The 17511-nt window shown below is 46.4% G+C and carries 14 protein-coding genes; 2 read left to right on the top strand and 12 right to left on the bottom strand.

Going from position 1 to position 17511, the window contains the following annotated elements; all coding sequences use genetic code 11:
• Positions 1–51 precede the first annotated feature (51 nt).
• Positions 52–1755, bottom strand: coding sequence for an ABC transporter substrate-binding protein (locus ACAN54_RS03045; RefSeq protein WP_379152360.1), 1704 nt, complete (start codon positions 1753–1755; stop codon positions 52–54).
• Between the two features lie 142 nt (positions 1756–1897).
• On the opposite strand from ACAN54_RS03045, the gene ACAN54_RS03040 reads away from it, so the two are divergent.
• Positions 1898–2791, top strand: coding sequence for a helix-turn-helix domain-containing protein (locus ACAN54_RS03040; RefSeq protein ID WP_379152357.1), 894 nt, complete (start codon positions 1898–1900; stop codon positions 2789–2791).
• 38 nt (positions 2792–2829) lie between these two features.
• On the opposite strand, the gene ACAN54_RS03035 is transcribed toward ACAN54_RS03040, so the two are convergent.
• The 5 genes from ACAN54_RS03035 to ACAN54_RS03015 form a co-directional block, all read right to left on the bottom strand.
• Positions 2830–4341 (bottom strand): glycoside hydrolase family 43 protein, encoded by a 1512-nt coding sequence (locus ACAN54_RS03035; protein WP_379152354.1) that lies wholly within the window; start codon positions 4339–4341, stop codon positions 2830–2832.
• A gap of 251 nt (positions 4342–4592) precedes the next feature.
• A complete protein-coding gene (locus ACAN54_RS03030) occupies positions 4593–4721 on the bottom strand; it encodes a DUF6254 family protein (RefSeq protein WP_379152351.1) in 129 nt (42 codons plus the stop codon).
• 101 nt (positions 4722–4822) lie between these two features.
• On the bottom strand, positions 4823–5803 hold the full coding sequence (locus ACAN54_RS03025) for an aldo/keto reductase (protein WP_379152348.1): 981 nt from the start codon (positions 5801–5803) through the stop codon (positions 4823–4825).
• 32 nt (positions 5804–5835) lie between these two features.
• A complete protein-coding gene (locus ACAN54_RS03020) occupies positions 5836–6231 on the bottom strand; it encodes a cupin domain-containing protein (RefSeq protein WP_379152345.1) in 396 nt (131 codons plus the stop codon).
• 174 nt (positions 6232–6405) lie between these two features.
• The gene (locus tag ACAN54_RS03015; RefSeq protein WP_379152341.1) at positions 6406–7314 is read right to left on the bottom strand and encodes an ArsR/SmtB family transcription factor; all 909 of its coding nucleotides are present in this window, start codon (positions 7312–7314) and stop codon (positions 6406–6408) included.
• A gap of 173 nt (positions 7315–7487) precedes the next feature.
• Between ACAN54_RS03015 and ACAN54_RS03010 the strand changes: the two genes are divergently transcribed.
• Positions 7488–9008: a glycoside hydrolase family 43 protein gene (locus ACAN54_RS03010; protein WP_379152338.1), complete on the top strand. Its 1521-nt coding sequence runs from the start codon at positions 7488–7490 to the stop codon at positions 9006–9008.
• A 113-nt stretch (positions 9009–9121) separates the two neighbouring features.
• Here ACAN54_RS03010 and ACAN54_RS03005 read toward each other — a convergent pair whose 3' ends face one another.
• The 6 genes from ACAN54_RS03005 to ACAN54_RS02980 all read right to left on the bottom strand — a co-directional run bounded on the left by ACAN54_RS03005 (position 9122) and on the right by ACAN54_RS02980 (position 17505).
• Positions 9122–9430, bottom strand: coding sequence for a hypothetical protein (locus ACAN54_RS03005; protein ID WP_379152336.1), 309 nt, complete (start codon positions 9428–9430; stop codon positions 9122–9124).
• A gap of 149 nt (positions 9431–9579) precedes the next feature.
• On the bottom strand, positions 9580–10323 hold the full coding sequence (locus ACAN54_RS03000) for an amino acid ABC transporter ATP-binding protein (protein ID WP_379152333.1): 744 nt from the start codon (positions 10321–10323) through the stop codon (positions 9580–9582).
• Between the two features lie 15 nt (positions 10324–10338).
• On the bottom strand, positions 10339–10998 hold the full coding sequence (locus ACAN54_RS02995) for an amino acid ABC transporter permease (RefSeq protein ID WP_379152330.1): 660 nt from the start codon (positions 10996–10998) through the stop codon (positions 10339–10341).
• 29 nt (positions 10999–11027) lie between these two features.
• Entirely contained in the window at positions 11028–11798 is a 771-nt protein-coding gene (locus ACAN54_RS02990) for an amino acid ABC transporter substrate-binding protein (RefSeq protein WP_379152327.1), read from the bottom strand.
• A 215-nt stretch (positions 11799–12013) separates the two neighbouring features.
• Positions 12014–16861: an S-layer homology domain-containing protein gene (locus ACAN54_RS02985; protein WP_379152324.1), complete on the bottom strand. Its 4848-nt coding sequence runs from the start codon at positions 16859–16861 to the stop codon at positions 12014–12016.
• Positions 16862–17043: 182 nt separating this feature from the next.
• Positions 17044–17505 carry an RrF2 family transcriptional regulator gene (locus ACAN54_RS02980; RefSeq protein ID WP_379152321.1) on the bottom strand — a complete coding sequence of 154 codons (462 nt, stop codon included), beginning with the start codon at positions 17503–17505 and terminating at the stop codon, positions 17044–17046.
• Between the last annotated feature and the right edge of the window lie 6 nt (positions 17506–17511).

The raw sequence follows: 17511 nt of genomic DNA, 5'->3' as shown, positions 1-17511 counted from the left end.
GACATAAAGGCCCTTACCTCAAGTAGGTAAGGACCTTTATACGTTTAACTATTATTTTATATCCTTGCCGGTAAAGAGTGATACTCTTGCTTTAACCAGCTCTGTATATTCCTTCTCCATTTTCTCTGCTCCAACTTTGTTCAATTCTTGAATGAATGCATCATATATTTTGTCAAAGTCTGCTGGTGTTGCGAGAATGGCTTCCGGAATACGTTTGTGGACAATGTCCTGTGTTTTTTGGTAAATGACCTGATAATCCCCATCTGTCGGAACCTGCATATTATACAGTGCCCCCCATTCTTTGACAGGAAATTCATTTTCGGCCGGGAACAGATCCTTCCACGTGGTTGCTTTATAAGCCGCTAAAGCTTCCTTCTCAGCATCCGAGTAGCTGGCAATGATCTGTTCCGGGAAGTTGGTCGTATAGTAGTTGCCTGTTGAATCTTTGACGCCGTCTCCGTAACGGACACCAAAGGCTGAATACATATCGATGCCTGTCTGTTTCCCGAAATTAGCGGCATCATTCACTTTCTGATTGCGGATCTCTTCCGGAATCACACGCACTCCGTTTTCTATTGTATATTGTTTGCCTTCAATCCCCCAATTTCGTAACACCTGTCCTTCCTCAGAGGACAACCAGTCTATGAATTTGATGGCACGGACAGGGTCTTTGCAGGCAGTAGTGATACTGATACCATAACCGTCCACCCCAATGGCCTGAAGGGTATTATCTTTATACTGCTCACCTAATGTCACTGGAAAATGACCATATGTGTATTCATCTTTACCAGCTGATTTCAGTGCGTTTTCTGCATCTGAATATTCCCATTCCACAGAAGTGAGACCGAGTACGCGTCCGCTGGAGATTTTGGATTTATACTGATCATCCTTTTGCACAAAAGAATCTTTATCCAGCAGTCCTTCGTTATACATGTGATTCAGCCAGCGGAAGTAATCCTTTTCTTCCGGACGTTTGTAATGCAGCATGGTTTCATACGTTTCCGGTACCACGTAGTACTCACCATCACCTGCACCTCCGGTAGTCGCTGCGGCTTGATTGGTTACGGTAATCATACTCTTCCAGCCATCTGCATTTAACAAAAGAGGAATGGTAGGTTGTCCATCGGTTGTCGGATGTTTGGACACATACTTCTTGAGTACGCTTTCAAAGTCTTGAACCGTTTTGATCTCCGGATAACCTAACTCTTTGAGCACACGGAGCTGAACTTCAAATCCGCTCGTGACATCAAAATACTGCTGATCCACACCTGTGTTAGTTGGAATCGAGTATATGGCCTGGTCGTCTTTACTGTATTTCATCCGGTTCATATCTTTACTCATGACCTTTTTAATATTTGGTGCATACTTGTCGATAAGATCAGTCAGATCGATAATTGCTCCTGCATCCACCAGTTTGCCGAGCTCTCCTTTGGCGTAAATCATGTCCGGGTAATCTCCGCTGGCAGCCATTAATGAGATCTTGTCTCCACCGCCGCTGCCCACATCAAATTCGGCATCCAGGGTAACTCCGGTCTTCGCAGTAATCTCTTTACCTACATCATCCTGCATTTTATTCCAGTTCGGATTGGCATCAGCTCCAAAGAATGAAAATGTTACCGGAGCGGTATCGCTGCTGCTGTTGCTGTCATTTGCGGTGTTAGCAGAATTATTTTTTGTGCTGCTGCAGCCTGCCGATAGAAGGAGCGCACTTGCTAAAAGTGCTATTCCGCATGTCTTGGGCAATTTTTGAATCATGGTGATATTATCCCCCTTTAGGTAAGTTAATCGTGCCTGTTTTCGTCTTTATTTTAACTTCTGATCCATGTGAAAACCTTGATTATCAAGTCACAAAATAGCATAATATAGACATGATTAATAACGGAGCGGGTGCTTTCATTTGAGTGATGTCTATCTTAACTGGTTCACAACCGATGAGCAGTTTCCATTTTTCATTCAGTACGGAGGACATGATGAAGAAATGTCCCTTCATAAACATGTGGATTTCTCTGAGCTGGTCATCGTATTGAATGGTCATGCTACACATATCGTTAACAATGAGGAATCTTTTATCAAGAAAGGCAATGTATTTGTCTTGAACGGCGGGACCCATCATGCCTACAAAGCCCCGCACGAATTCAAAATTTGTAATGTAATGTACAAGCCGGATATGTTGAAGTCTGCCGGACAGGATCTGCGCTCCCTAGATGGTTATCAGGCACTTTTCATTCTGGAACCTTTCTATCGCAGCATCAATACGTACAAAAGCAAATTGAACATGTCCATTGCAAGCCTTGAATATGTTACAGCGCTGGTATCAGTTATGATCAAAGAATATGAAGCGAAGCAACAAGGTTATCAGACCATGCTTGCTTCCCGGTTCATGGAGCTTGTGGTGTACCTGTCCAGGCAATACGATCATCAGGAGAAGGGCGTAGCCAACAGTCTGATGCATCTGGCCAGTGCAATCTCTTACATCGAGGATCATTACCTGGATCAAGTAGCACTGGAGGAGATTGCATCCAAAGCGGATATTTCCGTCAGACATTTAAACCGGATCTTCCAGTCGTATTACCGGACCACACCCATTGCTTATCTGCACCGGCTCCGTTTGGAACGGGCCTGCACACTACTTAAGCAAACCAATCGTTCCATTACGGATATTTCTTACGAGTGCGGTTTTAACGATAGCAATTACCTCACACGCCAATTCAAAAAAAGCTACGGCATGACTCCAAAAGCATTTCGTAAGATGCAAGAATCACAGCAGCATCCGGTATTCTCTGAACATTAAGGCTTGCTCAGGCAGAAGGAACTTACAATCCACAGAACCTATTCGATTGGCTCATAGTGAAACCAGTCATATAGCGCAGGGGTGGGATTCTCCGCATCCGATGTAGCATACATAGCTGCCATTACACCAACAAAACCGCCAGCGACTTCGGTAGAGAGAAGATGTGTTTCTCCCCATCCCATTTCTATGGTGCCAGACTGTGAAGAACGGAACGATGCCACGAATCTTTCGGGTTGCGCTTGAAACTGCAGCTCAATGGCTCCTTCAGGACATTCACGCTGCTCCACCATCTGCATGGAGCCGACTGTCCGGCGGAAGATCAGCTGCTTGCGGCCCTGAATGAATTTTACAGCCAGATCGTAATGATGCTTTTCGTCCATGTACATCGTTAACCCCGCTTCTTCTCCGTCGTGCTGAGGATCGAATTCGAGCTTAGCCACCACTGTACAGGAAAAGTGACACAGGCGGCGACCTACAAAAGCAGGAGCCAGGGCCTCATTTAAGGTTGCCGCTTGTCCAAGCAAGACAAGATAACCCGGTCGCTGCGTCAAAGACCAGCTGCCCTCCACAGGGTTACGCAAGAATGTCCATCTCATATCCAGCTGGGTATCTTCAAAGTCGTCTCTGGGCGGTTTTTCCGGCCATAACACTTGGGGCAGCTTCGGAGCATCCATCACAGGCTCGATATGGGTGCCATTGCCTACGATAGGCCAACCATCAGATGTCCAGCTCACGGGTGCCAGAAAAACCTCTCTTCCCAGGTGATGTCCCATAGGGTAGGATACCGTTCTTATTCCTAGGCACACCGCCCACCATGAACCGTCATGAGCTTCAATTAAATCGGCATGGCCCGTTGCATATATACCGTTTGCCATACTTCTATTCGTTAAAATCGGATTGTTAGGGCAAGGTTCAAAGGGGCCATAAGGATGATCACTTCTTGCAATCGTCTCCATATGGCCATATTCGGTTCCCCCTTCGGCGATCATCAAATAATATTGCCCATGGATTTTGTATAAATGAGGCCCTTCAGGATGAGCACCACCAGTACCTTTCCAAATCAAGCGGCTCTCTGACAGTCTGTCGCCGGTCTCCATATCGATCTCACATTGATAGATGCCATCTCCTTCAGCGCCAGTAGTTGGAGACTGGAGATATACACGGCCGTCATCGTCGAACAATAGAGAAGGATCAATGCCGCCCTGGGCAACTTTCACAGGCTCCGACCAGGGGCCTTCAGGGTTCTGAGCCTTGACAAAAAAACTCCCGCCCCCGCTGACATTGGTAGTCACCATATAAAACCAGCCGTTGTGGTAACGGAGTGTCGGTGCGTAGATTCCACCTGAACTCCATGCACCCGTTAGGGGAAGTTGATGCTCTGTGGTGAGACAATGACCGATCTGCCGCCAATGAACCAGGTCTTTACTGTGAAAGATAGGAACACCGGGAAAATATTCAAACGAACTTGTGACTAAATAGTAATCGCTGCCAACACGGCAAATACTCGGGTCAGGATGAAAACCCGGTATTACGGGATTGGTATATTTCATGAATCCGCACTCCTGTCAGTTATTAATACAGATGCCAATCCTCTGTTCACTTCACATTGTAGTATAATTCCACTTTGCCATACCTTCATTTTCAAGTCATAGGTATAGCATAATCTAGTCATTGCAATTCTTATAAAAAAATCGCCCCTGGGTTAAATGGAAGTGTGACCACCATTTTACAAGGAGCGAGTTCTGAGCAGATTCAATGAAGAAAGACTGCCGGCATATTAGTCCGACAGTCTTTCTTATTCTTAAAACGCAGTATGCTTCTCATCATATTCGCTGGACAAGGTCTTAAGCGATTTGATTTTACCATGGGGGTGCTGATCTTGCTTTCGTGACTTCCAGGCTGCTTCTTTTCTTCTCATCTGGTGAGCCATACAAGAATCCTCCTCGGGAAACTGAGATGTATACTACATCCTTAGGATGGCATTCCCGGGCTGAGTTCATTCATGTTCTGATAAGGAAGCATGTCGCTGTATTACTGAGCACCGACTATTGGATGCGGAATATATAGTTCTTCAAGGAATGAAATTTCTTCAGGTGTTAATTTCACCGACAGAGCACCTACTGCATCTTCGAGTTGAGATAGCTTCGTTGCGCCTATAATAGGAGCAGCTACAGATTCCTTCTGCAGCAGCCAGGCAAGCGCAATATGAATACGGGGAACGCCAAGCTTGTCTGCAAGTGACGCTACACGCTGAACGATCAACCGGTCTGCTTCTGCTGTAGAATCGTATTTTGCTTTTTGAATCAGATCGGTATCCGATCGGTGTGTGCTTTCTGAACCATTACGGATCAGTCTTCCTGATGCAAGTGGACTATAAGGAGTCACCGCAATTTTGTGATCTTTACAGAGCGGCATCATCTCCCTTTCCTCTTCACGGTAGATCAGATTAAGATGATTCTGCATGGATACAAAACGCGTCCAGCCATGCTTCTCTGCTACATGCAAAGCCTTTTGAAATTGCCAAGCGTACATGGCAGAAGCACCGATATATCGGGCTTTTCCGGACTTCACAACATCGTGTAGCGTTTCCATGGTTTCTTCGATTGGCGTATTGTAGTCCCAGCGGTGGATGATATATAGATCTACATAATCAGTCCCTAGCCGCTTCAAGCTTTTGTCGATTTCGCTCATAATGGCCTTTCGGGAAAGCCCCCCACCGTTTGGTCCTTGATGCATACGTCCCCAGACCTTAGTGGCAAGCACAATTTCATCCCGGTCGGCATAATCCTTCAATGCCCGTCCTATAATCTCTTCACTGGTTCCGTTTGCATAGACATTCGCTGTATCAAAAAAATTGATTCCGAGGTCCAGAGCTTTTTGGATGATTGGACGACTGTTTTCCTCATTAAGCACCCATTGATGCCCTCCTGGCAGCACATCTCCAAAACTCATACAACCCAGACATATCCGCGAGACGTCCATACCAGTATTGCCAAATTTGACATATTCCACAGATCAAACCTCCAATTCCGTTACGTACATTCCTACAGTTTCTCATACCATTCATCATCGACCGGTTCAAACCAATCCGTGGGTCCTGGGGTCATGGCCAGGTGAACAAACCAGCTGTCCTTTGTGGCACCATGCCAATGCTTCACGTGAGGCGGAATATTGACTACATCACCTGTTGTGAGTGCACGGGCGGGTTGGCCTTCTTCCTGATACCAGCCATTGCCGCCGGTGACTAACAGGACTTGTCCAACCTGATGAGCATGCCAGTTGTTACGGCCCCCCGGAGCAAAGGTTACATTTCCGATCGCGGTATTTAGTGGTGCTGGATCTGTAAACACCATTTGCAGATAGGCGTCACCTGTAAAGTTTGTTTTCACCTTCTCCCCTAACGGAAAAATAGTACTATTGCTGAGCTGTTCATTTTTCATGATGGATTCCTTCTTTCAATGGATAGATTGATGGTTTTAGGCTCTATTATAGATTTACCCTCTTTAGGTATTCGCGTCTATTATTATAAAGAAATTAAAGGGCTTGCCTATTGTTAAAACCATCCGATTTGTTCATTAATGAATGGAATTAATGAATTTGTTCATTATCAGCCATCACTCGCTAAGGTATACACGAATCACAATATCCTGGTCATGATTGCCGAATCCCGCTCCATAGAGCGTCAATCCCCCTACATTTACGGAATCCTCTTCAACCGCAAAACGAAGTGTCCAGAATTGTTCTTTTAACTTGATATCAACAATAGTCACATCCGACATCCACTCTCCATCTATATACGTACCTGAAGCATCAATGCGAATCGTCTTCAATAATCCGTATTGGTTCACATTTCGATGCCACCACTTTGGTGTATAGATGCCACGCGCGGCTCTTCCGAAGTCTGCCGGGCTTGTCCATATTCCAAGTGCTACACCGTTAAAAGTGAACCGGATATCCGATGGCCAATGATCTCGCAGACCTGGGGCTTCAGAAGCAATCTCCATGGAAATTTCGATAGCCTCTGGGGTTTGCTCAGGAAGCAAGTAGTTAGGCGTTTTATATTCTACGTAGCCTTTTCCAAACCACAGAATGGCAGCCTGAACCCGCTCGGGATCGAGAAAATAGCGCGGATCGTCCCAGACTCCGATTTCTTTCTCATGGGTGCCAAGCCCGCAGGTAGGATGAACATCAAAAGCGGTATAATGACCGACTGAAATCGTCTGTTCTCTGATCCTCGAAGTTCGGTTGGCGGAGGGCAGCTCGATCTCGATGCTTTTTTGCTTGAGGAAACACATTTTATGCGTTCCTCCGTCTATCCGAACCCTGCGGCTCCCGATTAATTCGGCCTGCTCGAGTTTGCGAATGTGCATGGTGACGATGGAAGGGCTCAGTTCCAGCTTTGACGCGATGTCTTTGACATTCATTTCACTGCCGGCAATCAAATCCATAATTCTCCACCTGACTTCACTAGCCAGCGCTTCATATAATGCAATATATTTCGGTTCCCCGTTCGCTTTTAGCATGGACATCTTCTCCTGACGAATATCTACTGAAATCACATATATATTATTTCATTAAATATACTACAAACCCTAAACCTACTTCTATTGAAAGTAATTGATCAATAGTGTTTAATTCTTATAGCAATCAATTGATTGAAATCATATATATATGAATTTATTATGAGGTGGATCTTATGAGATACAACAATCCGGTTATCAAAGGCTTTTATCCTGACCCCAGCGTATGCAAAGTAGATAGTACCTATTATCTGGTATGCAGTTCGTTTCAGTATTTCCCCGGCGTTCCGATTTTCGAAAGTCAGGACCTGATTAATTGGACCCAAATCGGTCATTGTCTAACCCGGAAGAGCCAGATTCAATTGGACAGTGTGGGTAGCTCTGGAGGGGTCTTTGCCCCCACTCTGCGATACAACCACGGCCGGTTCTACATGACCACCACCAATGACACTACTCATCAGAACTTCTATGTCTGGACGGATGATATTTACGGGGAATGGTCTGAACCGATTAATGTCGATCAAGGGGGCATCGATCCGGATTTATATTTTGAAGACGGTAAATCATATTTCATGAGCAATGGAACTGACGATTATGGTATCCCCGGGATTGTCCAATGCAAAATTGAAATTGAATCCGGACGCAAACTGTCACCAAGCCGTTCTGTCTGGCAAGGTTCGGGCGGCCGCTATCTGGAAAGCCCTCATCTATACAAAATAAACGGAAGATATTATCTGATGGCAGCTGAAGGCGGGACCGAATATGGCCACATGGTTACTTATGCGCGGGGTGATTCACCTTCCGGCCCGTTCGAAGCTTATGCCAATAATCCTGTTTTGACCAATCGGAACTTAGGGGGTTATGAGCTCCAAGGCGTTGGCCACGGTGATCTGATTCAGGACCACGAAGGGAATTGGTGGCTCTTGCATCTGGGTTTCCGTCAGACCGGTCAATATCTTACTTATCACCACTTGGGACGTGAAGTATTCCTGACCCCGATCACCTTTGGCGAAGACGGATGGTTTACGGCGGGTCACCAAGGTACTACTCTGTTAAGTTTCGAGACGGATCGGATCGCGGACACAGTCAGCCAACAGGAGAAAAAGGTCTTTAACTTCGAGAACACAGATTGGAACCTGGACTGGGTTTATCTGCGTCATCCGGCTAAGGAGCATTATCAGTTAGAAGCCGATAAGATTAAGCTGCAGGGAACCGGAGTATCGCTGGATTTGCCGGCATCCCCAACCTTCATAGGCATCCGTCAAAAGGACTTCAATGCGGTAATTACATGCGAAGTCAGCCTTACCAGCGGCGAAGCCGGCATTACTGTGTATATGGACGAAAACCACCATTATGATCTGGCACTGCGTGGACAACAACAGGGATACGAAGTCATTGAACGCCTAAATATCGGAGACATTAAATCCATTGAAAAAGCATTGGTTCTGGAGCAAACTAATCAGGCTACATTGATTATCAAATCTACGCCAACTCACTATCGCTTTTATGTTCAGATCAAGGGTACAGAAACTTTCCTTGGAGCTGCGCAAACCAGATACCTTTCTTCAGAAGTAGCAGGAGGATTTACAGGTGTACTGATCGGATTGTATGCGGTTGGAGATACCCCTGATTCCCATGCGGTTTTTACAGGTTTTAACTGTGAGTATTTAACTGCTGATTCCCCTAAAGAGGACTGAATCTTTAAATAATTGTCTCCCATATTTAATCTCCAGGAAACAACGAAAAGGCATCCGCCACTTGAGCGTATGCCTTCTTGTTATGCACTATACTTCACTGATTGATTCTAGGTTCACCCCTCCACTATATCCGCCCGCAGATCCGTTGCAATTTCAATCATTTTGGGAACAATAGCTTCATTGGATACCGCTACATATAAATCTCCCATATAAAGGCGGAAAGGAATCTCCATACCTCCAGATTTCCACATAAAAAAATCTCCGTCGATAGACATCGTGCTATCTGCTCCTTGAATCGTAAGAACCTGCGAGTACGAAAAGTCAGAGATGGATGCAAAGTATTGTTTACACTCTTCCAAGGAGATGCTGTGCTCCCCATTGTTTTCTTGCATGGATCGGGTAATACGAAAACGCTGATTCATTAATATGCCTCCAAATGTGCTTTATTAATTCTCCATGGATAAAACATTATTTTCTCATTTCCTAAGCCTGCTGTCAAAACCATAAGAACCTTCACCGAACAAAAAAAAGCGCACAGCTTCCGCTGTGCACTCTTCTAATTCCATTTCATCTAATCCTGATTCAGAAAGGTCCGGGTCCGCTCTAGTTGCGGATTGCCAAAAATCTCCTCTGGAGTTCCCGATTCGGCAATTTCCCCATTGTCCATGAAGAATACACGGTCCGCCACATCGCGGGCAAAGTTCATCTCATGGGTGACGATAATCATCGTCATATTCTCCTCCGCAAGCTGACGGATGACACGCAGCACCTCACCGGTCAGTTCGGGATCAAGCGCCGACGTCGGCTCGTCAAACAGGAGAATGTCCGGATTCAGCATCAGTGCTCTGGCGATAGCCACCCGCTGCTTCTGTCCGCCTGACAGCATGGAGGGATATACGTCTGCTTTGTCAGCAAGACCTACCTTGGAGAGCAGCTCCATACTTTTGGAAGTTATCGCCTCAATACTCTCACGCTTCAGCGTTCTAGGTGCAAGCTCCAGGTTGCCCCTGACAGTCAGATGCGGGAACAGATTAAAGTGCTGAAATACCATGCCCATGGTCGAGGTGATTTCTCTAATGTCGGCACCACTGGCGTATTTCCCATCCTCAACGAGCGGCTTGCCGTGGATAAAGATGCTTCCACCGGTAACCTCCTCAAGATGCACAAGACTGCGCAGCATGGTGCTTTTGCCGGAGCCAGAAGGTCCGATCACCGCAACGACTTCGCCAGGGTTAACGTCAAATGTAATCTTTTTTAGCACATCGAGACTGCCGAAAGATTTCTGCAATTGCTGTACTTCAATCATCCTACTCATAGCCAAACAGTCCTTCTACTCAAATTTGAAACGTTTCTCCAGTGCCTTGAAGAATAGCGTAAGCACCAGTGTCATCAATAAATAAATTACGCCGGCCACTACAAAAGGAGTCACCGTAAAATCACGGTTCACCGCCGTCTTCGCGAAATTCAACAGTTCAGGTACGGCTACGGCATACAGCAGAGCAGTGTCCTTCACCAGAGTGATCGATTCATTCGCTACCGCAGGCAGTGCCACCCGGAACATTTGGGCCAGAATCACCTTACGGAGGGTCTGCCATTTGCTGAGTCCGAGAACCTTGGCTGCTTCATGTTGACCTTTATCAATCGAGAGCATCCCACCGCGGAAGATTTCGGCAAAATAAGCACCATAATTAAGAATAAAACCCAGGCAGGCTGCAACAAAACGGTCCATCACCAGATACTGTCCAATGACGGGAATCTGCGGCAGGCCGAAGCAGAAGAACAGCAGCTGCAGCAAAAGTGGAGTTCCGCGCATGACGTAAATATAGCTTTGTGCAATCCAGGCCAGCGGCTTGATGGCACTTTTGGCCATCAGTGTGACCAGCATCCCGAGCGGAATGGACAGTAATATCACTATCAGGAATAGCAATACGGTCGTCCGCGCACCCTCCAGCATCGGTCCGGAAATCTTAATAATATAGTCAATATCCATGTTTTCACCTGACTCCTAAAGGAAACAATCTAGTTAAGTACTTTGTTCTCACCAAACCACTTTGTTGAAATTTCAGCAGCCGTTCCGTCACTGCTCAGTTCATCCAGAGCCTTCTGCAGCTCAGTCAGCAGGGCTTCATTGCCTTTCTTAATCCCTACACCGTATTGCTCAGGAGCTAACGATTCATCCAACAGTTTGTAAGTGTCTGGCTCCTTGGACATATAATATCTTGCCACCACTTCATCTATGACGACACCATCCAGACGTCCCGACTTCAGATCCGTCAAAGCTAACACATTATCCGTAAATTCGGATACCTCTTTAAGTTCTGCCTTAATCGGGCTGGCATCCAGGGCATCAGCAGCTGACGAAAGACTTTGTAGTCCCACTTTTTTTCCGGCCAGATCTGCCAGCTTCAACAGCGGCGAATCTGCAAGCACAACAACAACTTGACTGTTCTCCAAATAAGGTTTGGTGAATAACACTTTCTCCTTGCGCTCGTCCGTAATGGTGTACCCGTTCCAGATCATATCAATACGTCCGCTGTTCAGCTCCGATTCCTTGGCTGACCAGTCAATCGGCTGGAAGGTCACTTCTTTGCCCATTTTCTCAGCTGCCGCTTTCGCATAGTCAATATCAAAACCGACAATTTCATTATTGTCATCTCTAAAGCCCATAGGGGCAAACTTATCATCAATACCGATCACCAGCTTACCATCATTGCCTCCAGAACTGGAGCAGCCTGCTATCACAGCAATAGCCATAACTACCAATAGAACGAATATTCCTTTTCTCTTCATCTCTCTAATCCCCCTAGTAGATAACACATTGTAACATGTGCTTTAGTTCGGTAACACGTTATCAGTTTATCATGATAACATATCATGTGAGCTGCGTCGATAGAGAAGACAAACACTTATGTGTCAATATTAATTCGTTTTCTTCATAGGAATTATTTGTTTTTGGCATACAATAAGCCCCCGGGCAACAGCCTGGGGGCTTATTGTATATTCTTTTAATTATTAATGAAACGTATCCAACGTTCTTCCATGTCATTAACACGAGTGGATTCATGGGAATGGGATGCTTCCTCTATTTGCGCATAACTCCAGTCGCTCTTCGAAGTATCGGGCCAGGTAGGATCGAAATCACCTGTGAGTCCTCCGCGCTTCAATACCTTGTTCATGGCAACCACCGCTTCTGCCCGAGTCAGATTATCTTGCGGATGGAACTTGCCGTCCGTGCCCCCAATCATGATCCCTTCTGTCTTCAGTTCTTCAGCGGCATATTTAGCCCAATGACCGGCCGTGTCGCTATAGGTCAACGGTAATTCGCTGCTCGCAGTTTTACCCTTGAAGGCCAGAATGACCGCAGCCATCTCTCCCCGGCTGATAGACTTCTCGGGGTGGAAGAGTCCATCCGGATAACCTTTCATTATCCCCGTATCCTTCATAAGTTGAATTCCTGATGATGCCCAGTGAGTGGTCTTCACATCAGGGTAAGGCTTGACGGTTATCTTCTCCTGGGTTGTTCCAAGCAAGCGTGTCAATATAGCGGCCATTTCAGCCCGTGTAATGGAGTGGCCTGGCTTGAAGGTACCATCCGGGTATCCGTTGATGTACTTGTTATGAATCATACTGTTCAGGATCTCCAGTGTGAAGGATTCAAGACTTTTAGACTGTACTGTGCTGGCGCTTGATGGAGCCTTGTATTCAATACGAATGAGCATTCCTGCCTGAATGGGTTCACCGAGTGTCAGAACCAGCCGCTTATCGGCGGTAATCTCTGCATTCTGAACCTGGACAGGTTTGCCGGCAATCGTTACGGTTAACCCTTCAGTCGATAGAGTTCCCGCTGCAAGGGGCTGATCCAGCTTCAGCTCCAGCTGATGATCTATAAGACTGACGGTACCCGTGGTTACTTTTACCTTCTCAGGGAACACAGGGGTTGATGAACCCATTGGTGAACCCGAAGATGGATCCGCTGTTGGAGCAGCTGTCGGAACGGCTGTCGGAGCGGCTGTCGGAGCAGCTGTCGGAACCGGTGTTGGCACAGGATCAGTGACCTGAAAGAAACTAAAGGTACTGAATTTATCAATCGTAAATTTCAACCCTGTAGCTGCACCATTACTAGTAATAATCTCACCGGGAATGGAGTTCGGGCCCGTTCCTCTGACAATGGCTTCCGAACCATCCGAGTGCTGGATAAAGACGCGTAAGGAGTCAAGATACAGCTGGCGTTGTGTGGGATCGCTTGGTATCGAAAGATAGGTCAAAGGCAGTGTTACTTCAGTAGCGAATCCCGAATAATTAGTTTCAATTTCGCGTGGAATATCGAGCATTCGAATGTCTTTACTTCCAGCCTCCGCTCTTACCAGGGGATTCTGCAGAGTATCGTTAAAGATCGTCTGGCGTGTCGTCTCTGCCCGAACCGGAACAATCCGGAAAAAGAGATCGATGCCGGAGCTCTTTGCTTGAGCGACGGAAGCTGCCGGGAGCCGGACAGATCCTTCCGGGGTTGTAAGTTGAACTGCCTGATTATTGAGCTTGTCCAGAGCATCTACTGGAATCTCCATGGTGATTTCATCGGAACGCTCAGAGGTATCCCCATTCGGTTTATCATTAAACTGCATCTCCAGATCTGCTCCGGGTCCGATGGCGAGCAACAGTTTATCCATAGAAGTGGAAGATACAATCAGTTTGTCAATACGGCTGCCGTCCGACAAGGTGGTGCGGTTAATCAGAATCGGGATTTCTTTATCATTTACTTTGATGTTGCTGTCATTACGTGGACTTGTCGTTTTTGTTTCTGCAACATTTGTACTCTTGACGATCAGCAGAAAACTGCGGGACACATGCATTGCGCCTTTTGCAACGTTGGCCGTCAGAATAACACTTACGTCTTCTGCCTGGCGGTTAACGACCGCCTTGAATTCTCTCCCCTCTGCACTCCCCCAATCAGCAGGAGCATTTTCAATGGATATTACATCCGGCTTGTTAGAAGTCCATGTAATATCAGTATTATATTTACCGTCCTTGAGCAGGAATACAGGCAGTGTTACGCTTTCCCAGATGTCGCCAACACTGTAGCGTATCCATAGGCTTCGTACAGCTTCTTTCAATTGATTCTCATTAATATCAGCAACGTTCACGATCCCCATTGCCTTAACAGAAGCAGTATTGTCCAATCCTTTTGGCAAAGGACCCAAAGTACCTGTAAAGCTATATGCTGCAGCGTAGTTGCCATCGTACACAGGAACAGATTCATCGTCCCACGCAACCGGAACCGCTGCCTTGCTGCCGCCATCCAACGTAACCTCAACTATGGTGCCTAATGCTTCTTTGGCTTTCTCCTTTGTAGTGGAGTATGGCACATTCACGCTGACGTCTTCAGCTGACACGATATTTGTAGTGCCGGGAGGCAACACATGTACTGTCCCGCTTGCGTTAATAGAATTGTTATTATTCACACCCTCCGGCAATGAATTGAAGGTTCCTGCAAAAACATAAGAGCCGGCAACTGAACCGTCATAAGCAGGAACAGAATCTCCGCTCCAAGTGATTGGAACCGTAGCCGTTCCCCCGTCCTCCAGATCCACTGTAACGCTTGACCCAAGTGCACTTTTAGCGTCGTCAATGGTTGTCCCGTAGGGTGCGCTGTAACTCACATTAGTCACTGAAGCGATACTGGTACTACCAATCATGAAGGATGTGGCAGCAGATGCCGTATTCCCAGCTTCATCCGATGTAGTCGCTTCAGCGGTATGGTTGTCTTTTGTCCAATCGGAAGAAGGTGTATAGCTCCAATCACCGATATTATTTGCCGTCACATTCACAATGGTTGCCTGATCCAGATTCAAGCTGACTTCTGCATTAGGTTCAGAAATGCCTGTAATGGAATCACGGACATTCATATGTGAGGCTGCTACCGGGCTGATGACCGAAATAGTAGTGCTGGTCTTCACTAGCGCATGCATAGTAGCCGTGACTGAATTATTGTTGTCTGCTGACACTGTAACGGTATAGTTCTTTCCGCTTATCAACATAAATGTAGAAGGCGTTCTCACAGACCATTTGCCGGAAGTAACTGGCACATTGGACCAAGTATAGGATTGGGACGCATCACTATCATCAGTTATTACGACATCCACAGCGGTGTCCGTTGATCTGCCCCGGAAGACCGGTTCAGTTGTCGTCAGATAAATGTATGGATGTGAGCCGTTCTCGATGCTGACATCCAGCGCACTGACTCCGTAATTGACAATATTGCTGGCCACCTCAGTGCTTCCGTCTGAAGCCACAGCTTTGAACGTATGATAGTTGTTAACCGGTGTGGCTGTAAGCGGCTTATCGATGCTGATCGTCCAGTTGCCGCCTGAATCAGCAATAGTCTGCCTGGAGAGCACATTGTCGATGTACAGTTTGACCGTTTCATCGGGGTTCGCTGTTCCTATAACATTGGGTGTAGTAACATCTGAACGGGTATTATTCGCCGGTGAACTGATCGTGATGTTGCTCTGGAGGAATTTAATCACCTGTACCGCTTTGGCATTGGCATTATCTTCATCTACGGCAACGATCTTGTAAGTTGATCCTGGTGTAGGTTGACTTCCATTTATATAACTTATAGAAGCTATTGACCATATTCCCGGATTTCCAGTTACACCGAGTCTCATAGTTGAAGTCAATAGTGTCTCAGTCGCTAAATTAGGACCCGACAATCGGTATATGGAGAGTAGTACATTTCTGTTACCAGTTGCAGAACGGACAAAGGTCCCTGCAAAGCTGGTCGGAAACTGGTATGTGGAGTAACTAGGATTTCCTGTAATCGTCACTTTGGAGGCACCGATTCCAGTAAGCTGAGATGCGGTAGCCGTATACCCCTTCTCGTTCACCACACTCGCTGTGACCAGATAGGAGAATCCAGTAGCGATACCTGTAATACCTGATATGGACCAGGCATTATTGGTGATCGTCGTTGTTTTGGTAACTGCTGCCCCATTGCCGGAAGTAGGTGCAATAGTCAGAGTCACTGTCTGTCCATTTGCCACATTGGCAGTGGTGCCGGTTACAGATGCAGGGAAAGTTGTGTATGCATCCTGAAGGGCCGGTGCAATCGCTATATTAGGCCGGTAAATTCCGAAGGGAGACAGCTTAGCGTAGTCGCCGTAAGCTTCTTCCTGTCCATCCTTATTGATAACAGCCAGATTGGCCGCCTTGGAGGTAGCGAATGCAAACTTCAGAATAGATGCTGATGTGATACTTGAATCAATAGCTGTTAAGCTAGCTACAGGAATCTGGATATCGAGAAAATAATCACCGTTTGAATCCTCGGTCACCCGGGTGCCGGGTACATTCTTCCCGCTATTGTCAGTCTTATTCACAGCATGTACTACAGAACCGTTGTTATTGGATATATATATATAATCCTCATGAGGGGATTTACCATTAAGCCCAATGACGGCTTTGGTCGCAGTCCCATCGGAAACCTTCACCAGCCAGACGGAAGAGAGATATCCTCCTTTGTCATCCCGCGGGTCCCCTAATAGTCTCATGCGAAAAAACAGATTCGATCCGTCACCTGCTACATAGAACGAAGGAAGATCACCCGCGCCTTTAGATAATCCGCTCATAAAATCAACATCGTCCGGACTTATTCCCGGCTCGTTGGCTGGGTCATTGATTATCTTCCCACTGCTGTCCGTGTAAGCAGTGAAACTGGATGGCCATGGCTGAACGGGTGCATCTTCTGCCTGTATGGACGGCGCTGCCAAGGTAATTGAAGGCTGCGGCATGACCGTCATACAAAATAATAGAATTGCCAAATACATAGCCACTTTTGATGATGATTGCTTAATCCTCATAGTTTTGACCCCTCTTCTGTGTTGTGTTACAACATTCTAGCTGTGTGATCTCTTTCATAGACATAGAGATATTTACAGAATCTCACATATATCTATGAAATACAATCATTATTCGACAGATGCTGTCACTAATTTCACAGAATATTAATAGAGCGAATTATGAGGAGTCCTTAAATGGCCAATTAAGATTGAAGGCTTAATGCCGTTCTTTCCCGCTGAAAGATATCCTGCAGGTCATGCTTATTCAGCAGCAGGTCTTGCAAGGTGTATTCACTAAGCACCTGCAAATAGGCATTGAGCGCTCTGCCAAGCACGCCCTTTAATCCGCATGCTGGAGCGATTGGACAATGATTACCAGCAGGATTGAAGCATTCCACCAGATGGAAATCGTCTTCCATCCGTCGTACCACTTCACCGATGTTAATGAGCTCAGGCGACTGTGCCAGCCGTACTCCGCCTCCTCTGCCTCTTACCGTTTCTATATATCCCGCTTGACCGAGCTCGTGGGAAACCTTCATCAAATGATTTTTCGAAATATGATAAGCATCTGAAATCTCTTGTATCGTCGACAGCCCGCTTCGTTCTTTTGTCCCGAGATACATGAGGATGCGCAAAGAAAAATCAGTATACAGGGTAAGCCTCATCTGATC

Source organism: Paenibacillus diazotrophicus (assembly GCF_042610465.1).
This window is presented reverse-complemented; position numbering and strand designations above follow the sequence as displayed.